We start from the raw sequence: 22,442 nt of genomic DNA on the forward strand, positions 1-22,442 counted from the left end.
CGGCCCAATCCAGGTTCCACCGGGTTCCTGGGGATGCGCTGTGCCCGGGCGGGTACAAAGCTGGGTCCCAGGGTTCTCCAGGAGGTAGGCGACACATGGGCATCGAGGAATACGGCGGCGGGCAGGGCGCGCAGTCCGACGTACTGGTCGTGACGACGAACGACGTACCCGGCTATCAGGTCCAGCAGGTCATCGGCGAGGTCTTCGGCCTGACCGTCCGCTCGCGCCACCTCGGCAGCCAGATCGGCGCCGGGCTGAAGTCCATGATCGGCGGCGAGCTGAAGGGGCTGACGAAGACGCTTGTGCAGACCCGGAACCAGGCCATGGAGCGCCTGGTCGAGCAGGCACGCGCGCGTGGGGCGAACGCCGTCCTCATGATGCGGTTCGACGTCACCGAAGCGGCCGACGTCGGGACGGAGGTCTGCGCGTACGGAACGGCGGTCGTGATCACGAAGCTCTGAGGAGGGGACGGCCGTGGCACTGCACCAGGGCGCCGACAAGAAGACGCAGCAGTACGAGAAGGAGTACGGGCGGCTCGCCCTCAACCCGTTCTACGGGGAGGCCGACCCGGTCGGCTCCATGACGTCCGCGCCGCCCCGGCACCGGCTGCCGGACCGGCCGCTCGCCCCCTCCACGGCGTACCAGCTCGTCCACGACGAACTGATGCTGGACGGCAACTCCCGGCTCAACCTGGCCACCTTCGTCACCACCTGGATGGAGCCGCAGGCCGGGGTGCTGATGGCGGAGTGCCGGGACAAGAACATGATCGACAAGGACGAGTACCCGCGCACCGCCGAGCTGGAGCGGCGCTGTGTGGCGATGCTCGCCGACCTGTGGCACGCGCCCGACCCGGCCGGGGCGGTGGGCTGCTCGACGACAGGGTCGAGCGAAGCGTGCATGCTCGCCGGGATGGCGCTCAAGCGGCGCTGGGCGAAGCGGAACGCGGACCGCTATCCCGGGCGGGACGCGGTGCCGAACCTGGTGATGGGCGTGAACGTCCAGGTCTGCTGGGAGAAGTTCTGCACCTTCTGGGAGGTCGAGGCGCGCCAGGTCCCGATGGAGGGCGACCGCTTCCACCTCGACCCGCAGGCGGCGGCCGAGCTGTGCGACGAGAACACGATCGGCGTGGTCGGGATCCTCGGCTCGACCTTCGACGGATCGTACGAGCCGATCGCGGAACTCTGCGCGGCGCTCGACGCGTTGCAGGAGCGTACGGGGCTCGACGTACCGGTCCATGTGGACGGCGCGTCGGGGGCGATGGTGGCGCCCTTCCTGGACGAGGACCTGGTGTGGGACTTCCGGCTGCCCCGGGTCGCGTCGATCAACACGTCCGGGCACAAGTACGGGCTGGTGTACCCGGGCGTGGGGTGGGCCCTGTGGCGCTCCGCGCAGGAGCTCCCGGAGGAGCTGGTCTTCCGGGTGAACTACCTGGGCGGCGACATGCCCACGTTCGCGCTGAACTTCTCGCGGCCGGGGGCGCAGGTGGTGGCGCAGTACTACACGTTCCTGCGGCTGGGGCGGGAGGGGTTCCGGGCGGTGCAGCAGACCACCCGGGACGTGGCGCGGGCGCTCGCCGAGCGCGTGGAGTCGCTCGGCGACTTCCAACTGCTCACGCGCGGGAACGAGCTGCCGGTGTTCGCGTTCACGACGGCGCCGGAGGTGAAGCGGTTCGACGTGTTCGACGTGTCGCGGCGGCTGCGGGAGAAGGGGTGGCTGGTGCCCGCGTACACGTTCCCGCCGCACCGGGAGGATCTGTCGGTGCTGCGGGTGGTGTGCCGGAACGGGTTCTCGTCGGATCTGGCGGCGATGCTGGTGGAGGACCTGGGACGGCTGCTGCCGGAGCTGCGGCGGCAGTCCGGTCCGCTCGGGCGGGACGAGTCTGTGGCTACGGCCTTCCACCACTGAGTGGGGCGGGGGGAGCGCCGTTTTCGCTGGGCGCCGTGTTCGAGTGCGGATCGTGCGTGGTTGCTCGCGCCCACGCGGCGGAGCCGCACATGTCACAGCCCCGCGCCCCTATGGGGCGCCGTCCGCCAGTACCGCCACGAACCGCTTCCCCTCGCCCGCGAATCTGTACGCGCCGGCCTCGATCCTCGCGATCAGGCCGGTCGTCCACTCCGCCTCACCGTCCGCCGAGTGGACCCACATGTTCATGATCTCGCCGATGTGGCCGAGGGACTCGGGGCCGTCCTCGGGGATGTAGTGCTCCGTCACCCTGGCGCGCCACGCCGCCAGGCGCTCCAGGCGGTCGCGCAGGAGCGCCACCACCTCGGTGCGCGGCAGGTCGACCATGAAGCCGATTGCCGCCGAGAGCATGTCCATCTTCTGGTCGTACGAGGTCAGCGCCGCGCGCAGCAGCTTCAGATACTCCTCGAAGCCCGCGTCCGTCAGCTCGTACTCGGTGCGCGGCGGACCGCCCGCCGTGCTCGGCGCGATCTCGTGGGCGTGCAGCACGCCCTCCTTCGCCATCTGTTTGAGGGCGTGGTAGATCGAGCCGGGCTTGGCGTTGGACCACTCGTGGGCGCCCCAGTACTCCAGGTCGTTGCGGACCTGGTAGCCGTGCGCCCGGCCGTGCTGGCGGATCGCGCCGAGCACGAGGAGACGGATCGCTGACATGCGCCTCAGCCTATGACCTCACCCGTTCGCGAGAGCAACCACCTGGTCGCTCAGAACGGGAAGAGGCTCCTCCCGTGCTGTACGGAGATCCACTTCTGGGTGGTGAACGCCTCGATCGTCGAGTCCCCGTTCAGCCGTCCGAGCCCCGAGTACTTCTCGCCGCCGAACGACACCAGCGGCTCGTCCTGGATGGTCGAGTCGTTGACGTGGATCATCCCGGTGACGATCCGCTTGGCGAACCGCACGCCCCGCTCCACGTTGGCGGTGTGGACGGCGCCGCTCAGTCCGTACGGGCTGTCGTTGGCCATCCGTACCGCCTCCTCCTCGCCGTCGAAGGAGAGCAGCAGCACCACCGGGCCGAAGATCTCCTGCCGCAGCAGCGGGGAGTCCTCGGGCAGCCCGGTCAGGACGGTCGGCTCGACGAGGCTGCCGCGCGTGCGGCCCCGGACCAGCGCGGTGGCGCCCTCGGCGAGGGCCTGGTCGACCAGCGAGGTGAGCGCGTCCGCCTGGAAGCTGTTGATCACCGGGCCGATGTCGGTGGCCGGGTCGGCCGGGTCGCCGGTCTTGAGGGCCGCCACCCGCGCACAGAACTTCTCGGTGAACTTCTGCTCGATGCTCCGGTCCACCAGCACCCGGTTGGCGGCCATACAGACCTGCCCCTGGTAGACGAAACGACTGAAAACCGCCGCCTCGACCGCGTAGTCGATGTCCGCGTCGTCCAGGACGACCAGCGCGCTGTTGCCGCTCAGCTCCAGGATGGCCCGCTTGAAGTGGCTGCCCGCGACGGCGGCCACATGGCGGCCGGTGCGGTCGGAGCCCGCGAACGAGATCGCCTTGGGCACCGGGTGCTCTATCAGCGCGTCGCCTATCTCGGCGATATCCGTGACCAGCACGTTCAGCAGCCCGGCCGGCAGCCCCGCGTCCTCGAAGATCTTGGCGATGAGGCCGCCGCCGACCACCGGGGCGTTCTGGTTCGGCTTGATCACGACGGCGTTGCCGAGCGCGAGGGCCGGTGCGACCGACTTCAGCGTCACCAGGAAGGGGAAGTTGAAGGGGCTGATCACCCCGACCACGCCGACCGGCAGCCGGTAGACGCGGTTCTCCTTGCCGTCGACGGGCGAGGGCAGGATCCGGCCTTCCGGCCGTATCGCCAGCTGTATCGCCTCGCGCAGGAACTCCTTGGCGAGGTGCACCTCGTAACCGGCCTTCAGGCGGGTGCCGCCGAGCTCGGTGACGATCGCCTCGATGATCTCCGGCTCGCGCTCCTCGGTGATCCGCAGCGCGCGCTCGAAGACCAGTCTTCGGCTGTACGGGTTGGTCTCGCCCCAGCCGACCTGGGCGCGCTCGGCCGCGCGATAGGCCTGGTCGACCTCATCCACCGTGGCGACCGTGATGGCGGCGAGCTTCTCCCCGTTGTACGGATCGAAGTCGATGATGTCCCACGACCCGCTGCCGGTGCGCCACTCGCCGTCGATGTACTGGTGGGCCAGGTCGGTGAAGAAGGACATGCCATCCCTTACTGCTGCCACTGCGCCGCCACCGTGTCCGTCGCGAACGTGTTCGTCGTCGCGTCCACTGTGTCCCCCGCTTCTGGTACACAACCCTGATGTGACGTCATCGTACTGACGTATCAGATGAGTTGGAGTAGTCCACGGAGAAGATCGCGGCTTTCCTCCGGGCCCGGACTGTCCTTCTGGAGCCGTTCCATCGCCCTGTCGTACTGGGCGACCTCCTCCGGCTTGTCCAGGTAGAGGGAGCTGGTGAGCTGCTCCAGATAGACGATGTCGGAGAGGTCGGACTCCGGGAAGCGCAGCAGGGTGAAGGCCCCGCTCTCGCCCGCGTGTCCGCCGAAGCTGAACGGCATCACCTGGAGTGTCACGTTCGGCTGCTCGGATACCTCGATGAGGTGTTTCAACTGGCCGCGCATCACGTCCCGTTCGCCGTACGGGCGGCGCAGCGCCGCCTCGTCCAGGACGGCGTGGAACCTCGGCGCCCGCTCGGAGACGAGGGCCTTCTGGCGCTCCAGGCGCAGCGCCACACGGCGGTCGATCTCCGCGTTCGACCCGTTGGGCATACCGCGCCGGACGACGGCGTGGGCGTACGCCTCGGTCTGCAACAGGCCGTGGACGAACTGCACTTCGTAGATCCGGATGAGGGAGGCCGCGCCCTCCAGACCGATGTACGTCTGGAACCAGCCGGGCAGCACATCGCCGTAACTGTGCCACCAGCCCGCGATGTTGGCCTCTTTGGCCAGCCCCAGGAGCGACGCGCGCTCGGCGTCGTCGGTGACCCCGTAGAGCGTCAGCAGGTCTTCGACATCCCTTGCCTTGAAGCTCACCCGCCCCAACTCCATACGACTGATCTTCGACTCGGACGCCCTGATCGAATACCCGGCGGCCTCACGGGTGATGCCCCGGGACTCGCGCAGGCGCCTGAGCTGTGAGCCCAGCAGAATGCGCCGGACCACCGACCCGCTCGACTCTCCTGCGGTCACTTCGCTGTCCCTCCCCAACCGACGGTGCACGGCAGTCTGCCACCAAAACGCTTCACCCCGTACTCAATCGATTACGGAAATGGTCAAGCTCCGAAATCGGCCTCGGGAAGAAATGAGCAACAATCACCACGGGGTTGGACAGGTCTGGCACGTGCACGTGCATCTGCCCTTGCATCAGGAGCGGGCATTCGGAACCATGGTCCCCGCGCACCTGCGTGCTCGTCTTGTGTCCTGCTGTGCCTAGCGTGATGTTCTGCTGTACGCCACGTTCGCCTGTACCGCCACGGCCGCGAATCCCGGGAGTGCCTCGCATGGGGACGAATGGATCGACCATGCTGGAGCCGTTGGAGCCTTTAAGGCAGGCCCTCCCGCCCATCGACCCCTCCGCCGTGGCCAGTTCCGCCTCCTGTGGGCTGCCCGCCCGCTACGAAGCCGTGCGCGGCGCCAGACAGTTCACCAAGAAGACGCTCGGCCAGTGGGAGCTGTCGGAACGCTTCGACGAGGTGGCCCTGGTCGTCTCGGAGCTCGTCACCAACGCCCTGCGCCACGCGCTGCCCGCCGACACCGCCCGCGAGTCGGACGCGCCGCCCGTGCGGCTGCATCTGATGCGGTGGACCAGCCGGCTGGTGTGCGCGGTGCGCGACCCCAGCGTGGACAGCCCGTCCTCGCCCGGGTCGGACGACTGCGACGCGGAGTCGGGGCGCGGGCTGTTCCTGGTGGACTCGTTCAGCGACTCCTGGGGCTGGCACCCGCTCACCGGGACGCTGAGCGGCAAGGTGGTCTGGGCCTTGTTCCGCCTCCAACCGGCCGACTGACCAGTTCCTACACCCACTTCTCACCCGTACGACATGAGGGCCCCCTGATGGGGGCCCGTTCGCGTGTCCGGGGTCGGTGACTTCGGCGGGCTCAGTCGGCGATCAGGTGGTCGAACTCGCCGTCCTTGATGCCGAGCAGCATCGCCTCGATCTCGGCCCTCGTATAGACCAGCGCGGGCCCGTCCGGGAACGTCGAGTTGCGGACGGCAACCCTTCCTCCCGGCAGCCGGGCGAACTCCACGCAGGTCCCTTGGGAGTTGCTGTGCCTGCTCTTCTGCCAGACGACACCCTGAAGCTCTGTTGCCGCCATGCCGTTGTACGCGTGGTGCAAGGTCGCTCCCGGGGGATGTGCAGACGTGCATCTGTGAAAGGTCAACTGCCCCGGATCATAGCCGTGTTCATGTGCGCCTGCATGAGCATATGCACGTGCACGCGCGGTACTCGGGCCGTTACAGGCATTCCACCGGGTTGGACTACTCGTCCACTGGGTATAGACGCGTCCCGCGCCCCCCTGGTTCACGCGCTGGTAGCTTGACGCGTCCGGAAACCGACCGAGCAAGGGGATTTCGCAGTGCGCAGGCATGTACGTACCGGGGCGGGCGCCGTGGCCCTCGCCGCTTGTCTCGCCCTTGCCGGGTGCTCCAGCTCGGACGACGGCGACAAGCCCAAGGACAAGAACACCGGCGGCACCGGGCAGAGCGCGAGCCCGAGCGGCGGCAGCGGCAACGGCAGCAGCGGCGGCAAGGTGGCCGTCAAGGACATCGCCGGCGCCTGGGCGGCCGTCCTCCAGGGCAAGCCCACCGCCCTGGTGATCAGCGGTACGAACGTGGCGCTCGGCGGCGAACACACGTGCAGCGGCACGGTCAGCGACAACAGCATGGCGATGATCGAGCTGAAGTGCGCCGACGGCAACACCGACCGCGCGGCGGGCATGCCCTCGCTGAGCGCCGACGGCAAGACCCTCACGGTGAAGTGGGAGGGCGGCAAGACCGACACCTTCACCAAGTCGGAGCTGGACGGGAAGCTGCCGACGGGCATCCCGACGGCGGGCCTGCCGACCCCCTGACGCTCCCCGTCAGGACGTCGGCGGCCGGGCGTCCTTGAGGGCCATCGGCGGGGCGGGCGAGGCGAGCGCGTCCGAAAGCTCCTCCAGGGAGTGCAGCAGCAGGCCCGCGCCCTTGCGCACGACCCGGTCGGACCGGTCGGGCGCCCCCTCGCCGTCCCACGCGGCCAGCGCCTTCTCCGCCTCGCCCCACTGCGGCACCCGCCGCTCCCGCACCGCCTTCGCACCCCGCTCGGTGGCCCCGCGCAGCGCCCCGGCGAACGCGGCGGCGGCCGGGACCGGGGGCGCGCCGCGCTCGGGGACGTGCGCCTCCATCAGCATCGCGATCCGGCCGAGCTGCCCCACCGCGTGCCCGGCGCCCTCGGCAGCGGCCCGCGACAGGCCCCGGTGGCGCACCGGTTCGTGGGTGGCCCGCTCCAGCGCCTCCTGCCAGGCGACCCGGGCCGCGCGGGTGGCGAGCAGCGCCCGGCGCACCTCGTCGGCGGGCGCGGCGGGGTCGGCGTACCGGTCGGCTACGGCCGCCGCGTACCGCCCGCAGGCGGCCAGCCAGTCCGCGAGCCGGGTGCGCAGCCGGGGCGTCTCCCAGGCCGGGTAGAGCGCGTACGCGGCCATCGCCAGCACCCCGCCGAGCAGCGTGAGCAGCACCCGGTCGGGGACGGTCTGGGTCCACTGGAGGCCGCCGGTGCCGAGCAGGAACACCACGTAGGCGGAGGTGCACGCGCTGGCCGCCGCGTATCCCGTACGCATCAGCAGGTACATCAGGAACGCGCAGAGCACCGCGAGCGCGGCCGAGAGGCCGGGGCCGGGGTGGGTGAGCTGGACGAGGCCGGTGGCGAGCGCGACGCCGACCAGGGTGCCGCCGAAGCGGGCGACCGCGCGGGAGTACGTCTGCGAGAAGTCCGGGCGCATCACCATGACGGAGGCCATCGGCGCCCAGTAGCCGTGGCCGAGCGGGAGTGCCTTGCCCAGGAGGTATCCGGCGGCGGCGACCGCGCAGACCCGGGCGGCGTGCCGGAAGACCGGGGAGTCGCGGCGGCCCAGCTCGGCGCGCATGGTGCGCAGGGCGAGCGGGACGAGCCGGGGCAGGGTGGGCCGCAGCAGCGGCTCGGAGCCGTCGCCGCCGGTGCCCTCGGCCGTCTCCACCACGTCGCCGAGCAGCGCGATCAGGCGGGTGGCGGCGCGGAAGGCGGGGCCGGTGAGGATCGCGCCGGTGTCGGGCGTCTTGAGGGCGGCCTCGGCGGGCGCCGGGATGCGGACGGCCTCGCCGTGCCGGATCGCGCGGGCGGCCGCGTCGAGCACGGAGGCGGCGGCGCCGAGCAGTTCGCGCACCCGGTCGCGCTCGGGGCCCTCCTCCGGCACGCCGAGCGCGGGGTCCGCGAGCGAGGCCAGGACCGGCCGGATCCGCTCGGCCACGCCCCGGGAGCCGTGCAGCTCCGCCGGGCGGCGGCGGGCCTCCCGGGGCGTGACGGCGGCGGCGAGCCGGGCGGTCATCAGGGGCTCGGGGTCGAACGCGGCGCGCGGGTCCTGGCGGAGGCGGCGGGCGTAGTCGGCCTCGGCGGCCAGCGCGTCGGCGAGCGCGTCGCGCTGGGCGCCCCAGCGGCGGATCGGGACGAGGACGACCAGGGCCGCCTGCACGACGCCGCCCGCGGCGATCATCGCGGCGTGCCCGGCGGCGGTCGGGATCGAGGTGGGCAGGGTGACGGTGACCAGCATGATCGCCACGTTGGAGGAGGCGATGATCCCGGCGGTGGGGCCGACGGCCCAGGCGAGTCCGGAGGCGAACGTCCAGGCGGCGAGCAGGGCCAGGAAGAACGGGGAGTGGGCGCCGACGAGGTAGCCCAGGAAGGTGGAGAGGGCGAGGCTGGCGCCGGACGCGAGTGCCAGGACCGGGCGGGGGCGCCAGCTGCGCTGGAAGGTGGCGATGGCGGCCTGGAACGCGCCGAACGCGGAGCTGACGGCGGCGGTGGGGCCGAGGGTGACGAGGCTGACGCCGACGACGAGGGCGAGTCCGGCGGCCCCGCGCAGCGCGACGGCGGGCTCCAGCCGCCGCCGCTCGACGCTGAGCCCCGCCCGGGCGGTGGCGTTCAGGGCGTGCAGCCAGGTCATGGGGCCGAGAGTAGTCAGCCCCACCCCGCCCCTTCCCTAAACCCTCCGGGGGTGGGGGTGCGTGAAGGCGGTTTTCTCCAGGGCTGCGCCCCCGGCCCCCTCGTTCGTCTGCGGACCGTGGGTGGCTGGTCGCGCAGTTCCCCGCGCCCCTAAAAATGCCGCTGCGCGGCAATCCCCTGGGCGGCCCGGAGGGACGCTTCTAGGGGCGCGGGGAACTGCGCGAGCAACCCAGCACGGTCCGCAGACGAACGGGGACACGGGGCGCAGCCCCGGCACGTGGGGTCAGGGCAAGCGAGGCCGGCCCGGGCCGTGGTGGGCCCGGTTGGCCGCCGTCGTGCCGTCCTGCCAACCCGCCTCGTCCGTCGCCCCCCGAACCCGCGTCCGTACCGTACGAGGAAACATCTCCTCCGCCCGCCCCGCGACCGCCACCGCGCGCGTGGCCAGCACCGGCAGCAGCGTGGTGGACGCCGTCGACTCCACCTGGCGGGCCGTCGCCGACAGGAGGTCGCCGAGCCGGTTCGCGTACGCCAGCAGGAACGACTGCCGAAACGTCTTCGTCCGCTTGCGCCCGCCCGCCCGCTGCGCCGCCTCCGCCCGCGTCATCGCCGCGGTCCCCTGCACCAGCAGCGACGTGTAGAGCAGCTCGACCGCCTCCAGGTCGGCCTCGAAGCCCACCACCGTCGAGAAGCCGAAGTCCCCGTTCCACACCGCCCGGCAGTGGTTGGCCGAGGCGACCGCGTCCAGCAGGATCGCCTTGGACGTCTCGTACGGCGCGTCCACCCCGATCCGGCACGCCCCCGGCGCGTCCCCCCGGTGGCCGCCCGCCGCGAGCACCGCCTCGTCGATGCTGTGCAGCGCCATCAGCTCCTGCGCCTTGGTGCTCAGCGCCTCCGCCTCCTCCGGGAACTCCGTCGCCTCCGCCTTGGCGAGCAGCGCCCGGATCCGCGTCAGCGTCTTCGGCTCGCCGTGCACCGGCGGCAGGTGCACGGGCGTGCCCGGCACCGGCCCCACCGGCTCGATCGCGGGCAGCCGCAACAGCAGCCGGTACAGCTCAAGCACCGTCGTCGCGCGCGTGAAGCGGTCCTCCGACCGCTCGCCCGCGCCCCGGACGGCGTCCGCGAGCCCCTCGGCCTGCTCCGCCCACCGGGCCGGCAGCCGCTCGTACCGCTTCAGCTGGACGAGCACGAGCTCCACGGCCAGCCGTACGTGCGGCTCCGCCAGCTCGCGCCGGACCATCCGTACGACATCGGCCGGCTGCCAGCCCCGCTCCCACGCCCGCCCGACCAGCTCCCGCCCGCGCAGGGCGAGCTCGGCGTCGGCGGACGGGTCGGCGGCCAGCAGCGACGCGCCGGTGTCCAGGTCCGCGTCGGACTCGGCGTACAGCGCCGCGGCCAGCGCCCGCTCGACCGTCGTCACTGCGCCGCGTCCCAGTCCCGGCGGGCCTGCGCGATCGCGTCCCGGTGGCCGATCGACCAGTCCGCGAGCGCCTTGACCAGGTGGGTGAGGCTGTGGCCCATCGCCGTCAGCTCGTACTCGACCTGCGCGGGGACCGTCGGGTACACCGTCCGGTCCACCAGGCCGTCGCGCTCCAGGCGCCGCAGGGTCAGCGTCAGCATCCGCTGCGAGATGCCGGGAACGGCGCGCTGGAGCTGGCGGAACCGCTTGACGCCCGCGGCGAGTTCGACCACCACGTACACCGACCACTTGTCGCCGAGCCGGTCGAGCACATCGCGCACCCCGCACTCGTCCTGCGGGGTCTCGCAGCTGATCACCGGGTCGGTGATCACCCGCCGGCCCTCGGGGGTGGTTACCTCCGTGTGCCCCACTGACATCGAAGTGCCTCCTTACGCGCGCGTGCCGAACCGCAGACGATGGTCGCAGTTGTCGAACACCACCGCGAACAGAATCCTGTCCGCGTTGATCTCCTGGGGGTCCTCCATGCTGCTCGTCACCGGTGTCTCCGGCGGTCTCGGCCACCTCGTCGCCGAACGCCTCGCGGGCCGCGACGACGTCGTGCTCGGCACGCGCGCGCCGCTGACCGGCGCCCGGCGCGTCGACTTCGACGACCCCGAATCCCTGCCCGAGGCGTTCGCCGGAATCGACACCCTGCTGCTGATCTCCGCCGGTTACGGCGAGGACGACACCGTCATCGCCCGCCACGACGCCGCGATCTCGGCGGCCGAGCGCGCCGGGGTGGGGCACGTCGTCTACACCAGCCTCACCGGCGCGGGCGACCACCTGCCGTACGCCCTCGCCCACCGCTGGACCGAGCGCCGCCTGAGCGCGTCCACTTCTTTGAAGTGGACGGTCCTGCGCAACGGCCTGTACGCCGAGCTCCTCGCCCTCCTCGCCGCCCCCGGCACCGACGGCCGCCTCACCGCGCCGCTGGCCGACGGCCGCCTCGCGGCGGTGGCCCGCGCCGACCTGGCCGAGATCGCGGCCCGCGTCGCCCTCGACCCCGCCCCGCACGCGGGCCGGTTCTACGAACTGACCGGCCCCCGCGCCCTCGGCGGCGCCGAACTGGCCACCGCGACCGGAACGGCGTACGAGCCGGAGACCCTGTCCGAGGCGCGCAAGCGGATCTCCGCGTCCGGGGCCCTGGATTTCCAGGTCCCGATGCTGGTCGGCACGTACTCGGCGATCGCCGGCGACTTCCTCGCCACCCCGGACACGGGCGACCTCCACACCCTCCTCGGCCGCGCCCCGCTCGACCCGCTGGCGGTGTACGCGGAGGCGGTGGGCGCGGGCACCGGCTGGTAGCCCCTCCCCCGCGCCGCGGAACGCCGTTGTCAGTGGCCGGTGCCACACTCGCACTCGTGGACGAGAAGTGGGCGGTGGACCCCACCGAGGACGGCGGCGCGCGGCTCGTCGCCCTCGGGCGGGACGGGCTGCCCGAAGGGCCCGTGGCACACGAGCCCGATCTGGCCGCGGCGGTCCGGTCGCGGCCCGGCGTGGGGCGCTGGGTGTGGCGCTCCACCGCCGACGTCTACCCGCGCCTGCTCGCCGCCGGCGTCCGCGTCGAGCGGTGCTACGACATCGAGGCCGCCGAGCTGCTCCTCCTCGGCCACGAGGGCCGCCTCGGCGAACCGCGCTCGGCCGCGGCCGCCTGGGCCCGGCTGCACCACCTGCCCGTACCGGCGGACCCGCCCGCCCGCGCCGCCGAGCCCGGCCGCCAGTCCCCCCTCTTCGAGCCGCCGAGCGGCGGCACCGCCCTGCCCCTCGAAGCCCTGGTCGAGGTGTACGCGGAGCAGCAGCGGCGACACGAGAAGGCCGAGCACCCCGGCCGGATGCGGCTGCTCACCGCCTCCGAGTCGGCCGGGATGCTGGTGGCCGCCGAGATGAACCGGGCGGGCCTGCCCTGGCGCGCGGACGTCCACCGCGCCCTCCTGAACGACCTGCTCGGCGAGCGGTACGCGGGCGGCGGCGAGCCCCGCCGCCTCGCCGAGCTCGCGGACGAGGTCTCGGCCGCCTTCGGCCGCCGGGTCCGGCCCGATCTGCCCGCCGACGTCATCAAGGCGTTCGCCGAGGCGGGCATCCGCATCACCTCCACCCGCCGCTGGACCCTGGAGGAGATCGACCACCCGGCCGTGGCACCGCTGGTCGCCTACAAGAAGCTGTACCGGATCTGGACCGCGCACGGCTGGAGCTGGCTGCACGACTGGGTGCGCGACGGCCGCTTCCGCCCCGAGTACACCCCGGGAGGCACGGTCAGCGGCCGCTGGACCACCAACGGCGGGGGCGCGCTCCAGATCCCCAAGGTCATCCGGCAGGCGGTGGTGGCCGACGAGGGCTGGCGCCTGGTGGTGGCCGACGCCGACCAGATGGAGCCGCGCGTCCTCGCCGCGATCTCCCGCGACCCGGGGCTGATGGAGGTGGCCGGGCACGACGGCGACCTCTACACCGCCCTGTCCGACCGCGCCTTCTCCGGCGACCGCGACCACGCCAAGATCGCCCTCCTCGGCGCGATCTACGGCCAGACCTCCGGCGACGGCCTCAAGAACCTCGCCGCCCTGCGCCGCCGCTTCCCCCAGGCCGTCGCGTACGTCGACGACGCCGCGAAGGCGGGCGAGGAAGGCCGTCTCGTACGGACCTGGCTCGGCCGCACCAGCCCACCCGCGGCCGGGGCGGGCGACGACGGCGAGGCGGGCCTCCCCCAGGAGGGCGGCACCGAACTCACCTCCCCGGACGGCGAGTTCACCCCCGGCTACGCGTCCACCAACGCCCGCGCCCGGGGCCGCTTCACCCGCAACTTCGTCGTCCAGGGCAGCGCCGCCGACTGGGCCCTGCTGCTGCTCGCCGCGCTGCGCCAGGAGCTCGCCACCGCCGGGAGGCGGGCCGAGCTGGTCTTCTTCCAGCACGACGAGGTCATCGTCCACTGCCCCGAGGCGGAGGCCCCCCAGGTCGTGCAGGCGATCCGCGCGGCGGGCGAACTGGCCGGCCGCATCGCCTTCGGCCAGACCCCGGTGAGGTTCCCGTTCACGACGACGGTGGTGGAGCGGTATTCGGAGGCGAAGTGAGGCGAAGTAGGGAGCCGGGCAGGGGCGGCGGCGAATAGAGGCACGGGGCTGTGGCATGTGCGGCTCCGCCGCGTGGGCCCGACCAGACCCCGCCGGCCCGCACCCGACTCACCGCATCCCTAATGCAGCGTCTCCCACTTCGGATCCAGCGCTATCCCCTTCAGTTGGGCCATGGTCAGCGCCGGAGTGGCCCGGGTAGCAGGCGCGCTCTGGTTCCCCGTGTTGAACGCGCTGATCACCACCCGAAGGCCGTTCGTCCGGATCGTGTCGACCGTCCACCACACCACGCCCGCCCCGCCCTTCTCCCCCGGCCGCTGCTCCTCGCCGACCCGGGTCCCGTTGGGCAGCGTCGACACCGTGCCCTGGAGCGGCACGTCTCCCATCCCGGGCTGGACGTTTATGCCGACCAGGCTCTTGCCCTTGCCGTCGTCCACGACCGCGAACGCATAGCCACCCTCGTTGCCCTGGTCGACGACCTTGAGCCCCTTCGGCAGGGAGGCAACCAGCTCGCGCTGCATCGAGGCCCCGCTCGGCTCGCCCCGGGGCACCGACTCCGAGCGCGGCACCTTCGCGCCCGCCATGGTCGTCTTCCACACCCCGGCCGTGACCAGCGTCTTCATCTGCGCTCCGGTCAGCGGCGGGTCGACGCGGCTTGTCGTCGAGCCCTTCTCGGCGGCCGCGTTGTACTCGGTCGCGTCGACCAGTACGCCCTTCGGGGTGATCAGCGTGGCTCGCCAGTTCTTCGTCTCCTCGCGGCGGTCCGGGTACTCGTACCCCTGGAAGAGCATGAACCGCGAGCCGTCGGGCAGCACTTCGGCCGTGCAGTGGTCGTAGTCCGTGATCGCCTTCGACGGGCAGGTCACATACCCGGTGGCGCTCTCGCCCGCCGGGTCGATCGTGCTCAGCGAGATCCCGATCGACCCCTTGCCCTTGCCGTCGTCGAAGACGACCGACGCGGTCGGCGACATGAACTTGTCGCCCGACTGACCCGCGCCACTGCCCCGCTCGCCACTGGTCTTCCCGGGCGGGAGGAGCGAGATGAGGTTCTTGATCATCTGCTCGGCGGTGACCGATACCCGATCCGGAAGAGTCGACTTGGGCGGCGCCGCCACGGACGCGGACGCACCGCCGGAGCCCCCCGAGCCGCCGGAGGAGCCGCCGACCAGTCCGCTCGCCCAGGCGCCACCGAGGCCCACCGCGGCCAGCGCCACCACACTGCCGGTCACCGTGGCGGCCCGGCGCCGGGCCAGTCGGCGCCGGCCGCTCATCAGGGCGCCGTCGAGCAGCGCGCGGCTGTCCTGCGGGACGAAGCCGTCGCCGGTGCTGCGCATCGCGTCACCGAGCTGGTCTTCAAAAGGCATGGTGAAACCCCACTCCTCGCTTCGTGTTCCGTGGTCGGTGGTGCGTGATTCGTCTTGCGCGGTGCCTGTTGGGCACTGCCTGGTGCCTGGTTTCGCGGGTCAGAGCGCTGCGAGTTCCGCGAGGCTGCCGCCCAGGTGTTCGCGCAGTTTCGCCAGCGCGCGCACCGAGCGGGTGCGGACCGCGGCCGAGCTGACCCGCATCGCCTCCGCCGTCTCCTCGACGCTGCGGTCCTCCCAGTACCGCAGGACCACCACAGCGCGGTCCTTGGGCGCGAGCCGGGCCAGCGCGTCGAGCAGCGCGAGCCGCAGCGCCGGGTCCTCGTCCGTGGTCATGGGGCGGTCCGGCAGTTCCCCTATCGGCCGTTCGTCGGCCGAGCGGCGTCGCCGGTGGGTGAGGAACGTGCGCACGAGGATCGTCTGCGCGTATCCCGCGGGGTTGTCGATCCGGGAGATCCGACCCCACATCGCATACATCCGCCCGAGCGTCTCCTGCACCAGGTCCTCGGCGAGATGAGTGTCGCCGCTGGTCAGCAGGCACGCGGCGCGGAAGAGGTGGTTCGCTCGGCCCGACGCGAACTCCAGGAACTCATCCGTGCGCGCTTGTTTCGGCTGCCTCGGCTGCCCCAGCTTTCTCATGCTCTCCCCCGACCCTTTGACCTCCCCTACACCTCATTGACGCGTCGAGGGTCCGGGAATGTTTCACCCGACTTCCGCGGCCGACTTCACACCCGGCTCCTCGTCCAGCCCCGCCAGCAGCTCCGTCACCTCCGCGTGCGCCTTCGGGTCGCCGCCCTCCAGGGCCGTCAGTGCCAGCTCCCACTGGACCCGGGCCTGGGCGATCCGCCCGCGCGCCCGCTCCAGACGGCCGTACTCACGCCTGCCGAGCCCCTCGCTGTACGCGTCGCACCGCTCGACGGCCTGGTCGAGCAGGTCCGCGCAGGCGGCGTACGCCTCGTCGGTACGGCCCAGTTCGCCCAGGACCCGGACCAGGCCGACCCACGACTGGGAGCGCCCGTGCCAGTCGCCCTGGTCGCCGAGGATGCACAGCGCCCGCTCGAAGTGGCCGACGGCGGCGGCCCATTCGCCCAGGGTGAGGTGCGCGTACCCGATGTTGCAGTGCGCGGTGTGCACCAGGAGCTCGCTGCCGATGCGGCAGCCGGTCGCGAGGCTGCGCTCGTGGTAGGCGATGGCCACGCGGGCGTCGGTGTGCTCGTGCAGGTTGCCGAGGTGGCTGAGGATGATCGCCTCGCCGTACGCGTCGTCGAGCTCGCGGGTCAGGGCCAGGCTCCGCTCCAGCGGCTCGGCGGCCTCGGCGTGCCGGCCGAGGCGCTCCAGGAGCATGCCGCGGTTGGCGAGGGTGCGCTGGGTGCGGCCCCGCTCCCCGAGCTCCTGCCAGAGCGCGATCGCCTCGTCGTTGAGGGCCAGCGCCTCCTCGATGCGGCTGGCCAGGAAGTGCGCCCCGGCGAGGTCCCCGATGGCGTGCGCCTGCGCGACCAGGTCGCCGCTCGCCCGGGCGGCGCTCAGGACGAACCGGTTGAGATGGCGCAGCGCGCCGTACTTGCCCCGGTACTGGAGATGGCTGAAGTACGCCCTGACCAGCAGGAACACGGTCGGTGAGCTGCGCGCGTACCGCTCGGTGAGCGTCACCACGGCGGGCAGTTCGCGGTCCCCCCAGGCCAGCGCGGCGACGGTGTCCGGGAAGGGCTCGGCGTCGCCGACGGGCTCGGGCACGCGCGCGGGGCCCTCGCGCTCGGGCGGGGACAGGGCCAGGCCGCTCTGCCGGGCGGCCTCTGCGTACCAGCGCAGCCCGCGCTCGACGGCCGCCTCCCGGCCGTCGTCCTGGGCGGCCAGCTCACGGGCGAAGTCGCGCACCAGGTCGTGCGGCGCGTACCGCCCGTACGAGATCTCCTCCAGGAGCGCCACCTCGACGAGGCGGTCGAGCGCGGCCCCCGCCCGCTGCTCGGGCAGGCCCATCAGCCGGGCGACGACGGGGACTTCGTACGCGGGCAGGTCGAGCGCGCCCAGGCGGCGCAGGGCGAGCGCCGCGTCCGGGTCGAGCGCGCCGAGCGCGACGGCGAGCGAGCGGCGCACGCTCAGGTCGTCGTACTCCAGGTGGTCCAGGCGCCCGTCCTCGGCGTCGAGGAGTCCGGCGAGCGCGTCGGGGCTGAGCGCGCGGCGGGCGGCGAGCCGGGCGGCCGCGACCCGCAGCGCCAGCGGCAGCCGCCCGCACAGCTCGACCAGCCGGGCCGCGCCGTCGGCCAGTTGGCGCCCGGAGACGGCCCGGAGCAGGCCGAGGCTCTCGTCGGCGGTCATCGGGGCGAGCGGGAAGCGGGTGGCGCCGTCGAGCGCGGCCAGCGGCGAGCGGCTGGTCACGACCACCGCGCAGCCGTCCCCGGCGGGCAGCAGCGGCCGCACCTGGGCGGCGGAGGCCGCGTCGTCGAGGACGAGGAGCGTACGGGTCGGGGCGAGCCGGGAGCGCAGCAGCGCGGCCGCCGCGTCGGGCGTGTCGGGCACGTTGCGGGAGTCGACGCCCAGCGCGTTGAGCAGCGCGGCGAGCGCCTGGATCGGCGGGAGCGGAGGCAGCCCAGGGGTCGCGCCGCGCAGGTTCAGATACAGCTGCCCGTCCGGGAACTCCTCGCGCAGGGCGTGCGCCACATGGACGGCGAGCGCGCTCTTGCCGACCCCGGCCATGCCGGTGATCACGGCGAGGGCGGCGGTGGGCGCGCCCTCGTGCCGCGCGGCGGGGGCCCCGGGGTGCCGCTGGGTCAGGGCGGCCCACAGCTGCGCCACCAGGTCGTCGCGGCCGGTGAAATGGGCGGGTGCGGGGGGCAGTTGCGCCGGGGTGGGCAGCTCGGCGCGCGGCGCGGGCTCCCGCAGGATCTCCCGGTGCGCCTCCTGGACGGCGGGTCCCGGGTCGACGCCCAGCTCCTCGACCAGGGTGCGGCGCAGCCGCTGGTGCACGGCGAGCGCCTCCGCCTGCCGCCCGGTGCGGTGCAGCACCAGCATCAGCTGCCGGTGGAAGGCCTCGCGCAGCGGGAACTGGCCGGTCAGCGCCGCCAGTTCCGGCCCGATCCCCTCATGGCGGCCGAGCCGCAGCTCCGCCTCGTACTTCCACTCCAGGACGAGCAGCCGGGTCTCGCCGAGCCGCTGGACGAGGGCGGGCTCGCCGTCGGCCGGGTCGTAGAGCCCGCTGAGCGGCGCGCCGCGCCACAGCGCGAGGGCGGCGGCGGTCTCCTCGGCCACCACCGGCCAGTCGCCCCGGTTGTGCGCGGCGAGCGCCACGCGCGCGTGGGCCTCGAAGACCTCGGTGTCGAGCTCGCCCGGGTCGACCCGCAGCACGTATCCCGGCGGCACCGCCCGCACCCGGTCCTCGGAGTCGAGCAGCCGCCGCAGCCGGGCGACGTGGTTGTGCAGCGACGCGGTGGCGGAGGCGGGCGGTTCGTCGCCCCACAGGGCCAGCTTCAGGTCGTCGCTGGGGACGACCCGGCCGGGCCGCATCAGGAGGGCGGCGAGCAGTGACCGGACCTTGCCGCCGCCGACGGGCTCGCCTCCCACGGTCAGCGGGCCGAGCAGGCCGAATCGCACGCACACGCCGAACTCCACCGGTTCCCCCACTGCCCGTCCACCGGCTGCCCCGTTGACCGTTGGCCACATGTTAGCGATCTGTTGGTGGGCGCTGATTAGATCTTTTCATCGGATCCGGGCCGCCGGTGCTCGGTGGGACGACCACACTCGGGGGAGTGTCGCCGTCGGAACGGATCCGAAGGACAGAGAGGTCCTCGGGCATCCCAGGTGAGTGCCCGGGGACCTCGTCCTGTCTACGGACGCTCTTCGCCCTTCGGTGCCCGCCTGTTCGGCGACGCAGACCACCCCTTGACCGGTCCAGCGATTTTGCGCCAATTTTGTGAATGAGCACAACCTTTGGGCTGCTCAAGCGGCTTAGACGCCTCTCAGTCGGTCTGCCCGTCGAGCAGCGACGCGATGTACTCCTCCAGCCGTCCGCTCAGCAGCTCGGGCGTCAGGTCCGTGCGCCCGAGCTCCCGCCACGGCCCCGCGACCTTCTCGGCGTCCGGCGCGTACGCGAGCGCGTCCATGAGCTGCCAGTGGAGCAGTCCGGCGCCGAGCCGTCCGCCCCCGGCCGTGTACCGCGCCACGAACTCCCGGGCGGCACCGGTCCCGTGCAGCAGCGCGAGCGCCGTCGAGCAGTGCGCCACGTCGAGCGCGGCCGGGCCCCACGACGTCTCCACCCAGTCGACGACCCCGCTGATCCGCAGCGCGTCGCCCGAGCCGCTGAACAGCACGTTCCCCGGATGGAAGTCCCGGTGCAGGAAGCACCCCTCGTACGGGGGCGGCGGCTGCCGGATGACGTCGACCGCCCGCCGCCAGACCTCGGGCCGCCGGGTGTCCGCCGGGACGCGCACCCGGTCGGCGGAGGTCCAGGGCTCGTACTCCCTGGGCCGGTCGGCCGCCGCCACCGGGACGCGGTGGATGTCCAGCAACTGCCGTGCGAGCAGCCCGATCCGCCACTCCAGCCCGTCCTCGTCCAGCCGGACCGCGCCCTCCAGGCGGGTCATCAGCAGCGAGGGGTGGTCGCCGTGCTCGCCCTGCGGATCGGCCGCCACGAGCGCGGGCGCGGGCACGCCCGTCCCCGCCAGCAGCGCGAGCACCGCGGCCTCGCGCGCGAGGAGGCTCGCCGCGTGCCGCCGGTAGAAGGGCTTGGCGAAGGAGCGAAGCACCAATTCGCGGACGGGAGTGGCTGATTCAGTACGCACACCCTCGTCGCCGTCGCCGCTCTCTGCACGCAAGCCCTCAGCGCCGACGTCACCTTCTGTACGTATGCCGTCGACCGACTCCGTACGGATCAGCCGCATCTGCGACGTCCATCCGCCCCGCAGCGCCACCGCGTCCCGTACCCGCTCGCCCTCCGGAAGCGACTTGTCGACCCAGCGGCGGGTCAGCTCCCAGCCGTCCGCGCCCAGGTCGTCCAGGACCGCGTCCACGAACCGCCCGCGCTCTAGCGGGTGCTCCTTGAACCACATTCCGAGCCGGTGGTGCGCGCCCTCGAACACCAGCCGGGTGAAGCGGGGCTCGTTGCCCTCGGCCAGGGCCTGCGCCACCGCCTCCGTGACGACGTACGGAATGATCTCGTCCACTTCGGGTACGGCCAGGACCACCCGGGTGCGCAGCGCCCGGAAGACGTCCAGGGCGCGCGAGCCGCGCCAGCTGTCGGGCGTCCGGAGGATCTCGGTGAAGCGCGAGACGGGCGCCCCCGGCGGGGTCCCCGGCGCGCCCGGCTCGGCCCCGAACGGCTCGGACCAGGCCGCGTCCGCGTACACGGCGGGCGCGCACAGCCCGATCCCCGCGACCCGGGAGCCGTAGTGCGCGGCCAGGTCCGCGACGGTCTGGCCGCTCATGCTGAAGCCGGTCAGGACCAGGCTCTGACCAGGCGGAACGTACGCGTCGATCGCCTCCCGCGCCTGCCGGAAGCGGCGCTCCAGGCTCAGCTCCGCGAGGTCGCCGCTGGAGGCGCCGTGCCCGGAGAAGTCGAGGGCGAGGACGCGGTGGCCGCGGGTGCGGAAGTCCTCCCCCAGCTCCGCGAGCCGCGCCTTGTCGCCGATTCCGGCGCCGTGCAGCAGGACGACCGTGACGGAGGGGACCACTCCGTCGGGCTCGGACACCGCGCAGCTGATCCGCTCCCCGTCGAACTCTCCGACCAGCTCCGACACTTCGGCCACGTCAGCCACTCCCCCTCATGATCGCCAGGCTCCCCCAGCCTAGAGTCCCCGCCCTGAAGGCCGACCTCACGGCGCCGGTGGCAGCGCCCTGCACAGGGCGTCCAGGGCCGCCTGATAGGCGTGGTCCGGCGGGGTCGCGTAGCCGACGACCAGGCCGTCCTGGCCCGGCATGGTCGCGTCCGGGTGACGGAAGGCGGCCAGCCCGTCGAGCGCGATGCCCTGCCAGGCCGCGGCCTTCAGGACCGCCCGCTCGGTGCCCGGCGGCAGCCGCAGCACGGCGTGCAGCCCGGCCGCGATACCGGCCGCCGTGATGTGCGGGGCGTGCTCGTCGAGGGCGGCGAGGAGCTGGTCGCGGCGGCCCCGGTAGCGCTGCCGCATCCGCCGCACATGACGGTCGTAGGAGCCGCTCTCGATCAGGTCCGCGAGGGTCAGCTGGTCCAGGACGCTCGCCCACGCCTCACGCTGGCCCTTGGCCGCGAGCACCTCGTCGACGAGCTGCTCGGGCAGCACCATCCAGCCCAGCCGCACCGCCGGGGACAGGCTCTTGCTGACCGAGCCGATGTAGACCACCCGCTCGGGGTCGAGCCCCTGCACCGCCCCGACCGGCTCGCGGTCGTAGCGGAACTCGCCGTCGTAGTCGTCCTCCAGGATCACCCGGCCACGCGCGCGTGCCCAGTCGACGACGGCCGCGCGGCGCTCCGGGTGCAGCGGGCCGCCGGTCGGGAACTGGTGGGCGGGCGTGAGCAGCGCGGCCCGTACGCCCTTGAGCGCCGCCCGCTCCGTAAGCTCCGCCACCGTCGCGCCCTGCTCGTCGAGCGCGACCGGCACGGTCCGTACGCCCTCCGCCGCGAGCAGGGCGCGGTGGAAGCCGAGGCCGTACGACTCCACGGCGAGCGGGCCGCGCAGCACCTGGCCGCCGAAGAGCAGCCGCAGGGCGTGCGCGAAGCCGGAGCAGACCACGATGCGCTCGGGGGTGGTCCGTACGCCCCGCACGCGCGCCAGATACCCGGCGAGCGCCCGGCGCAGCTCGATGCGGCCCTGCGGATCGCCCGGTCCGAACGCCTCGTTGGGGGCCGCGTTGAGTGCCCGGCGGGCGGCCGACAGCCAGGCGCCGCGCGGAAACGATCCGGCGTCCGGCTGGCCCTGCATCAGGTTGTGCGCGGGGGCGGCGGCCCGGCGCGGCACCTTCTTGGGCACCCGCGCGCCCCGTACGGGCTCGGCGCGCGACGCGACCCGGGTGCCCGAGCCCTGGCGCGCGGTCAGCCACCCCTCGGCGACGAGCTCGGCGTACGCGTCGGCGACGGTGTTGCGGGCCAGGCCCAGGTCGGCGGCGAGCGAGCGGTACGGGGGCAGCCGGGTGCCGGGGGCGAGCCGCCCGTCCTGGACGGCGGAGCGCAGCGCGCGGATGAGCGCGGCCCGCCGGCTGCCGGATCCGGCCAGTTCCACATGGAGGTCTGCGCCGATCCGCTCCGCCGAATTGACCCATGAGTCCGCCATGAACACCCGCCCTGTACGTGGTCTCTACGGGGTCACCCTAGGGGGCGCGGAGAAGTCGACGGGCCACGTCAAGCTCCACACTTGAACGCGGTGGCGCACGCTCCGGATCGTGAACATGCCCAGCTCCAGCGGGACTTGAGTGACAGTCGAGGCCGAGCCGCACTGGCCAACTGCCCCACCCGTCCGCCGGTATCCGTGGCAGGATGCCGACCGCTCGGCGCTCAACGCGGCTTACAGGGGA

General features: G+C 73.0%; 18 protein-coding genes. 6 read left to right on the forward strand and 12 right to left on the reverse strand.

The window, feature by feature from the left end; genetic code table 11:
- Positions 1–95 precede the first annotated feature (95 nt).
- Both IE252_RS30160 and gad read left to right on the forward strand, forming a co-directional pair.
- On the forward strand, positions 96–461 hold the full coding sequence (locus IE252_RS30160) for a YbjQ family protein (RefSeq protein ID WP_190092586.1): 366 nt from the start codon (positions 96–98) through the stop codon (positions 459–461).
- 13 nt (positions 462–474) lie between these two features.
- Positions 475–1,905, forward strand: a complete 1,431-nt coding sequence (gene gad / locus IE252_RS30165) for a glutamate decarboxylase (protein WP_373298641.1) — start codon at positions 475–477, stop codon at positions 1,903–1,905.
- Positions 1,906–2,013: 108 nt separating this feature from the next.
- Here gad and IE252_RS30170 read toward each other — a convergent pair whose 3' ends face one another.
- The 3 genes from IE252_RS30170 to IE252_RS30180 form a co-directional block, all read right to left on the reverse strand.
- A complete protein-coding gene (locus IE252_RS30170) occupies positions 2,014–2,613 on the reverse strand; it encodes a PadR family transcriptional regulator (RefSeq protein WP_190092587.1) in 600 nt (199 codons plus the stop codon).
- 50 nt (positions 2,614–2,663) lie between these two features.
- On the reverse strand, positions 2,664–4,121 hold the full coding sequence (locus IE252_RS30175; RefSeq protein ID WP_190092588.1) for an aldehyde dehydrogenase family protein: 1,458 nt from the start codon (positions 4,119–4,121) through the stop codon (positions 2,664–2,666).
- A gap of 122 nt (positions 4,122–4,243) precedes the next feature.
- A complete protein-coding gene (locus tag IE252_RS30180; protein WP_101389393.1) occupies positions 4,244–5,107 on the reverse strand; it encodes a Sco1979 family transcriptional regulator in 864 nt (287 codons plus the stop codon).
- Between the two features lie 311 nt (positions 5,108–5,418).
- On the opposite strand from IE252_RS30180, the gene IE252_RS30185 reads away from it, so the two are divergent.
- Complete coding sequence (locus IE252_RS30185; RefSeq protein ID WP_190092589.1) at positions 5,419–5,922, forward strand: ATP-binding protein; 504 nt, start codon at positions 5,419–5,421, stop codon at positions 5,920–5,922.
- A 91-nt stretch (positions 5,923–6,013) separates the two neighbouring features.
- Here the strand turns inward: IE252_RS30185 and IE252_RS30190 are convergent, their stop codons facing one another.
- Positions 6,014–6,253, reverse strand: a complete 240-nt coding sequence (locus IE252_RS30190) for a DUF397 domain-containing protein (protein WP_190092590.1) — start codon at positions 6,251–6,253, stop codon at positions 6,014–6,016.
- A gap of 240 nt (positions 6,254–6,493) precedes the next feature.
- On the opposite strand from IE252_RS30190, the gene IE252_RS30195 reads away from it, so the two are divergent.
- Positions 6,494–6,988, forward strand: coding sequence for a hypothetical protein (locus IE252_RS30195; RefSeq protein WP_190092591.1), 495 nt, complete (start codon positions 6,494–6,496; stop codon positions 6,986–6,988).
- A 9-nt stretch (positions 6,989–6,997) separates the two neighbouring features.
- On the opposite strand, the gene IE252_RS30200 is transcribed toward IE252_RS30195, so the two are convergent.
- The 3 genes from IE252_RS30200 to IE252_RS30210 all read right to left on the reverse strand — a co-directional run bounded on the left by IE252_RS30200 (position 6,998) and on the right by IE252_RS30210 (position 10,923).
- Entirely contained in the window at positions 6,998–9,091 is a 2,094-nt protein-coding gene (locus IE252_RS30200; protein ID WP_190092592.1) for an FUSC family protein, read from the reverse strand.
- Between the two features lie 282 nt (positions 9,092–9,373).
- Entirely contained in the window at positions 9,374–10,507 is a 1,134-nt protein-coding gene (locus tag IE252_RS30205) for a DUF2786 domain-containing protein (RefSeq protein ID WP_190092593.1), read from the reverse strand.
- Positions 10,504–10,923 carry a winged helix-turn-helix transcriptional regulator gene (locus IE252_RS30210; RefSeq protein WP_190092594.1) on the reverse strand — a complete coding sequence of 140 codons (420 nt, stop codon included), beginning with the start codon at positions 10,921–10,923 and terminating at the stop codon, positions 10,504–10,506. Before IE252_RS30210 ends, IE252_RS30205 begins: the two co-directional genes overlap by 4 nt.
- Positions 10,924–11,029: 106 nt before the next feature.
- On the opposite strand from IE252_RS30210, the gene IE252_RS30215 reads away from it, so the two are divergent.
- Together IE252_RS30215 and IE252_RS30220 are read left to right on the forward strand one after the other, a co-directional pair.
- Entirely contained in the window at positions 11,030–11,851 is an 822-nt protein-coding gene (locus tag IE252_RS30215; protein ID WP_190092595.1) for an NAD(P)H-binding protein, read from the forward strand.
- Between the two features lie 56 nt (positions 11,852–11,907).
- A complete protein-coding gene (locus tag IE252_RS30220) occupies positions 11,908–13,608 on the forward strand; it encodes a bifunctional 3'-5' exonuclease/DNA polymerase (protein WP_190092596.1) in 1,701 nt (566 codons plus the stop codon).
- Positions 13,609–13,727: 119 nt separating this feature from the next.
- On the opposite strand, the gene IE252_RS30225 is transcribed toward IE252_RS30220, so the two are convergent.
- From IE252_RS30225 to pdxR, 5 genes are all read right to left on the reverse strand, one after another.
- Entirely contained in the window at positions 13,728–14,969 is a 1,242-nt protein-coding gene (locus IE252_RS30225; protein WP_229848865.1) for a hypothetical protein, read from the reverse strand.
- 99 nt (positions 14,970–15,068) lie between these two features.
- Positions 15,069–15,605, reverse strand: a complete 537-nt coding sequence (locus tag IE252_RS30230) for a SigE family RNA polymerase sigma factor (protein WP_190092597.1) — start codon at positions 15,603–15,605, stop codon at positions 15,069–15,071.
- Between the two features lie 63 nt (positions 15,606–15,668).
- Positions 15,669–18,623, reverse strand: a complete 2,955-nt coding sequence (locus tag IE252_RS30235; protein WP_190092598.1) for an AfsR/SARP family transcriptional regulator — start codon at positions 18,621–18,623, stop codon at positions 15,669–15,671.
- Between the two features lie 296 nt (positions 18,624–18,919).
- Complete coding sequence (locus IE252_RS30240) at positions 18,920–20,704, reverse strand: alpha/beta fold hydrolase (protein WP_229848866.1); 1,785 nt, start codon at positions 20,702–20,704, stop codon at positions 18,920–18,922.
- Positions 20,705–20,770: 66 nt separating this feature from the next.
- Complete coding sequence (gene pdxR, locus IE252_RS30245) at positions 20,771–22,201, reverse strand: MocR-like pyridoxine biosynthesis transcription factor PdxR (protein ID WP_190092599.1); 1,431 nt, start codon at positions 22,199–22,201, stop codon at positions 20,771–20,773.
- Between the last annotated feature and the right edge of the window lie 241 nt (positions 22,202–22,442).

This window comes from Streptomyces melanogenes (genome assembly GCF_014649795.1).
Lineage (GTDB): Bacteria > Actinomycetota > Actinomycetes > Streptomycetales > Streptomycetaceae > Streptomyces > Streptomyces noboritoensis.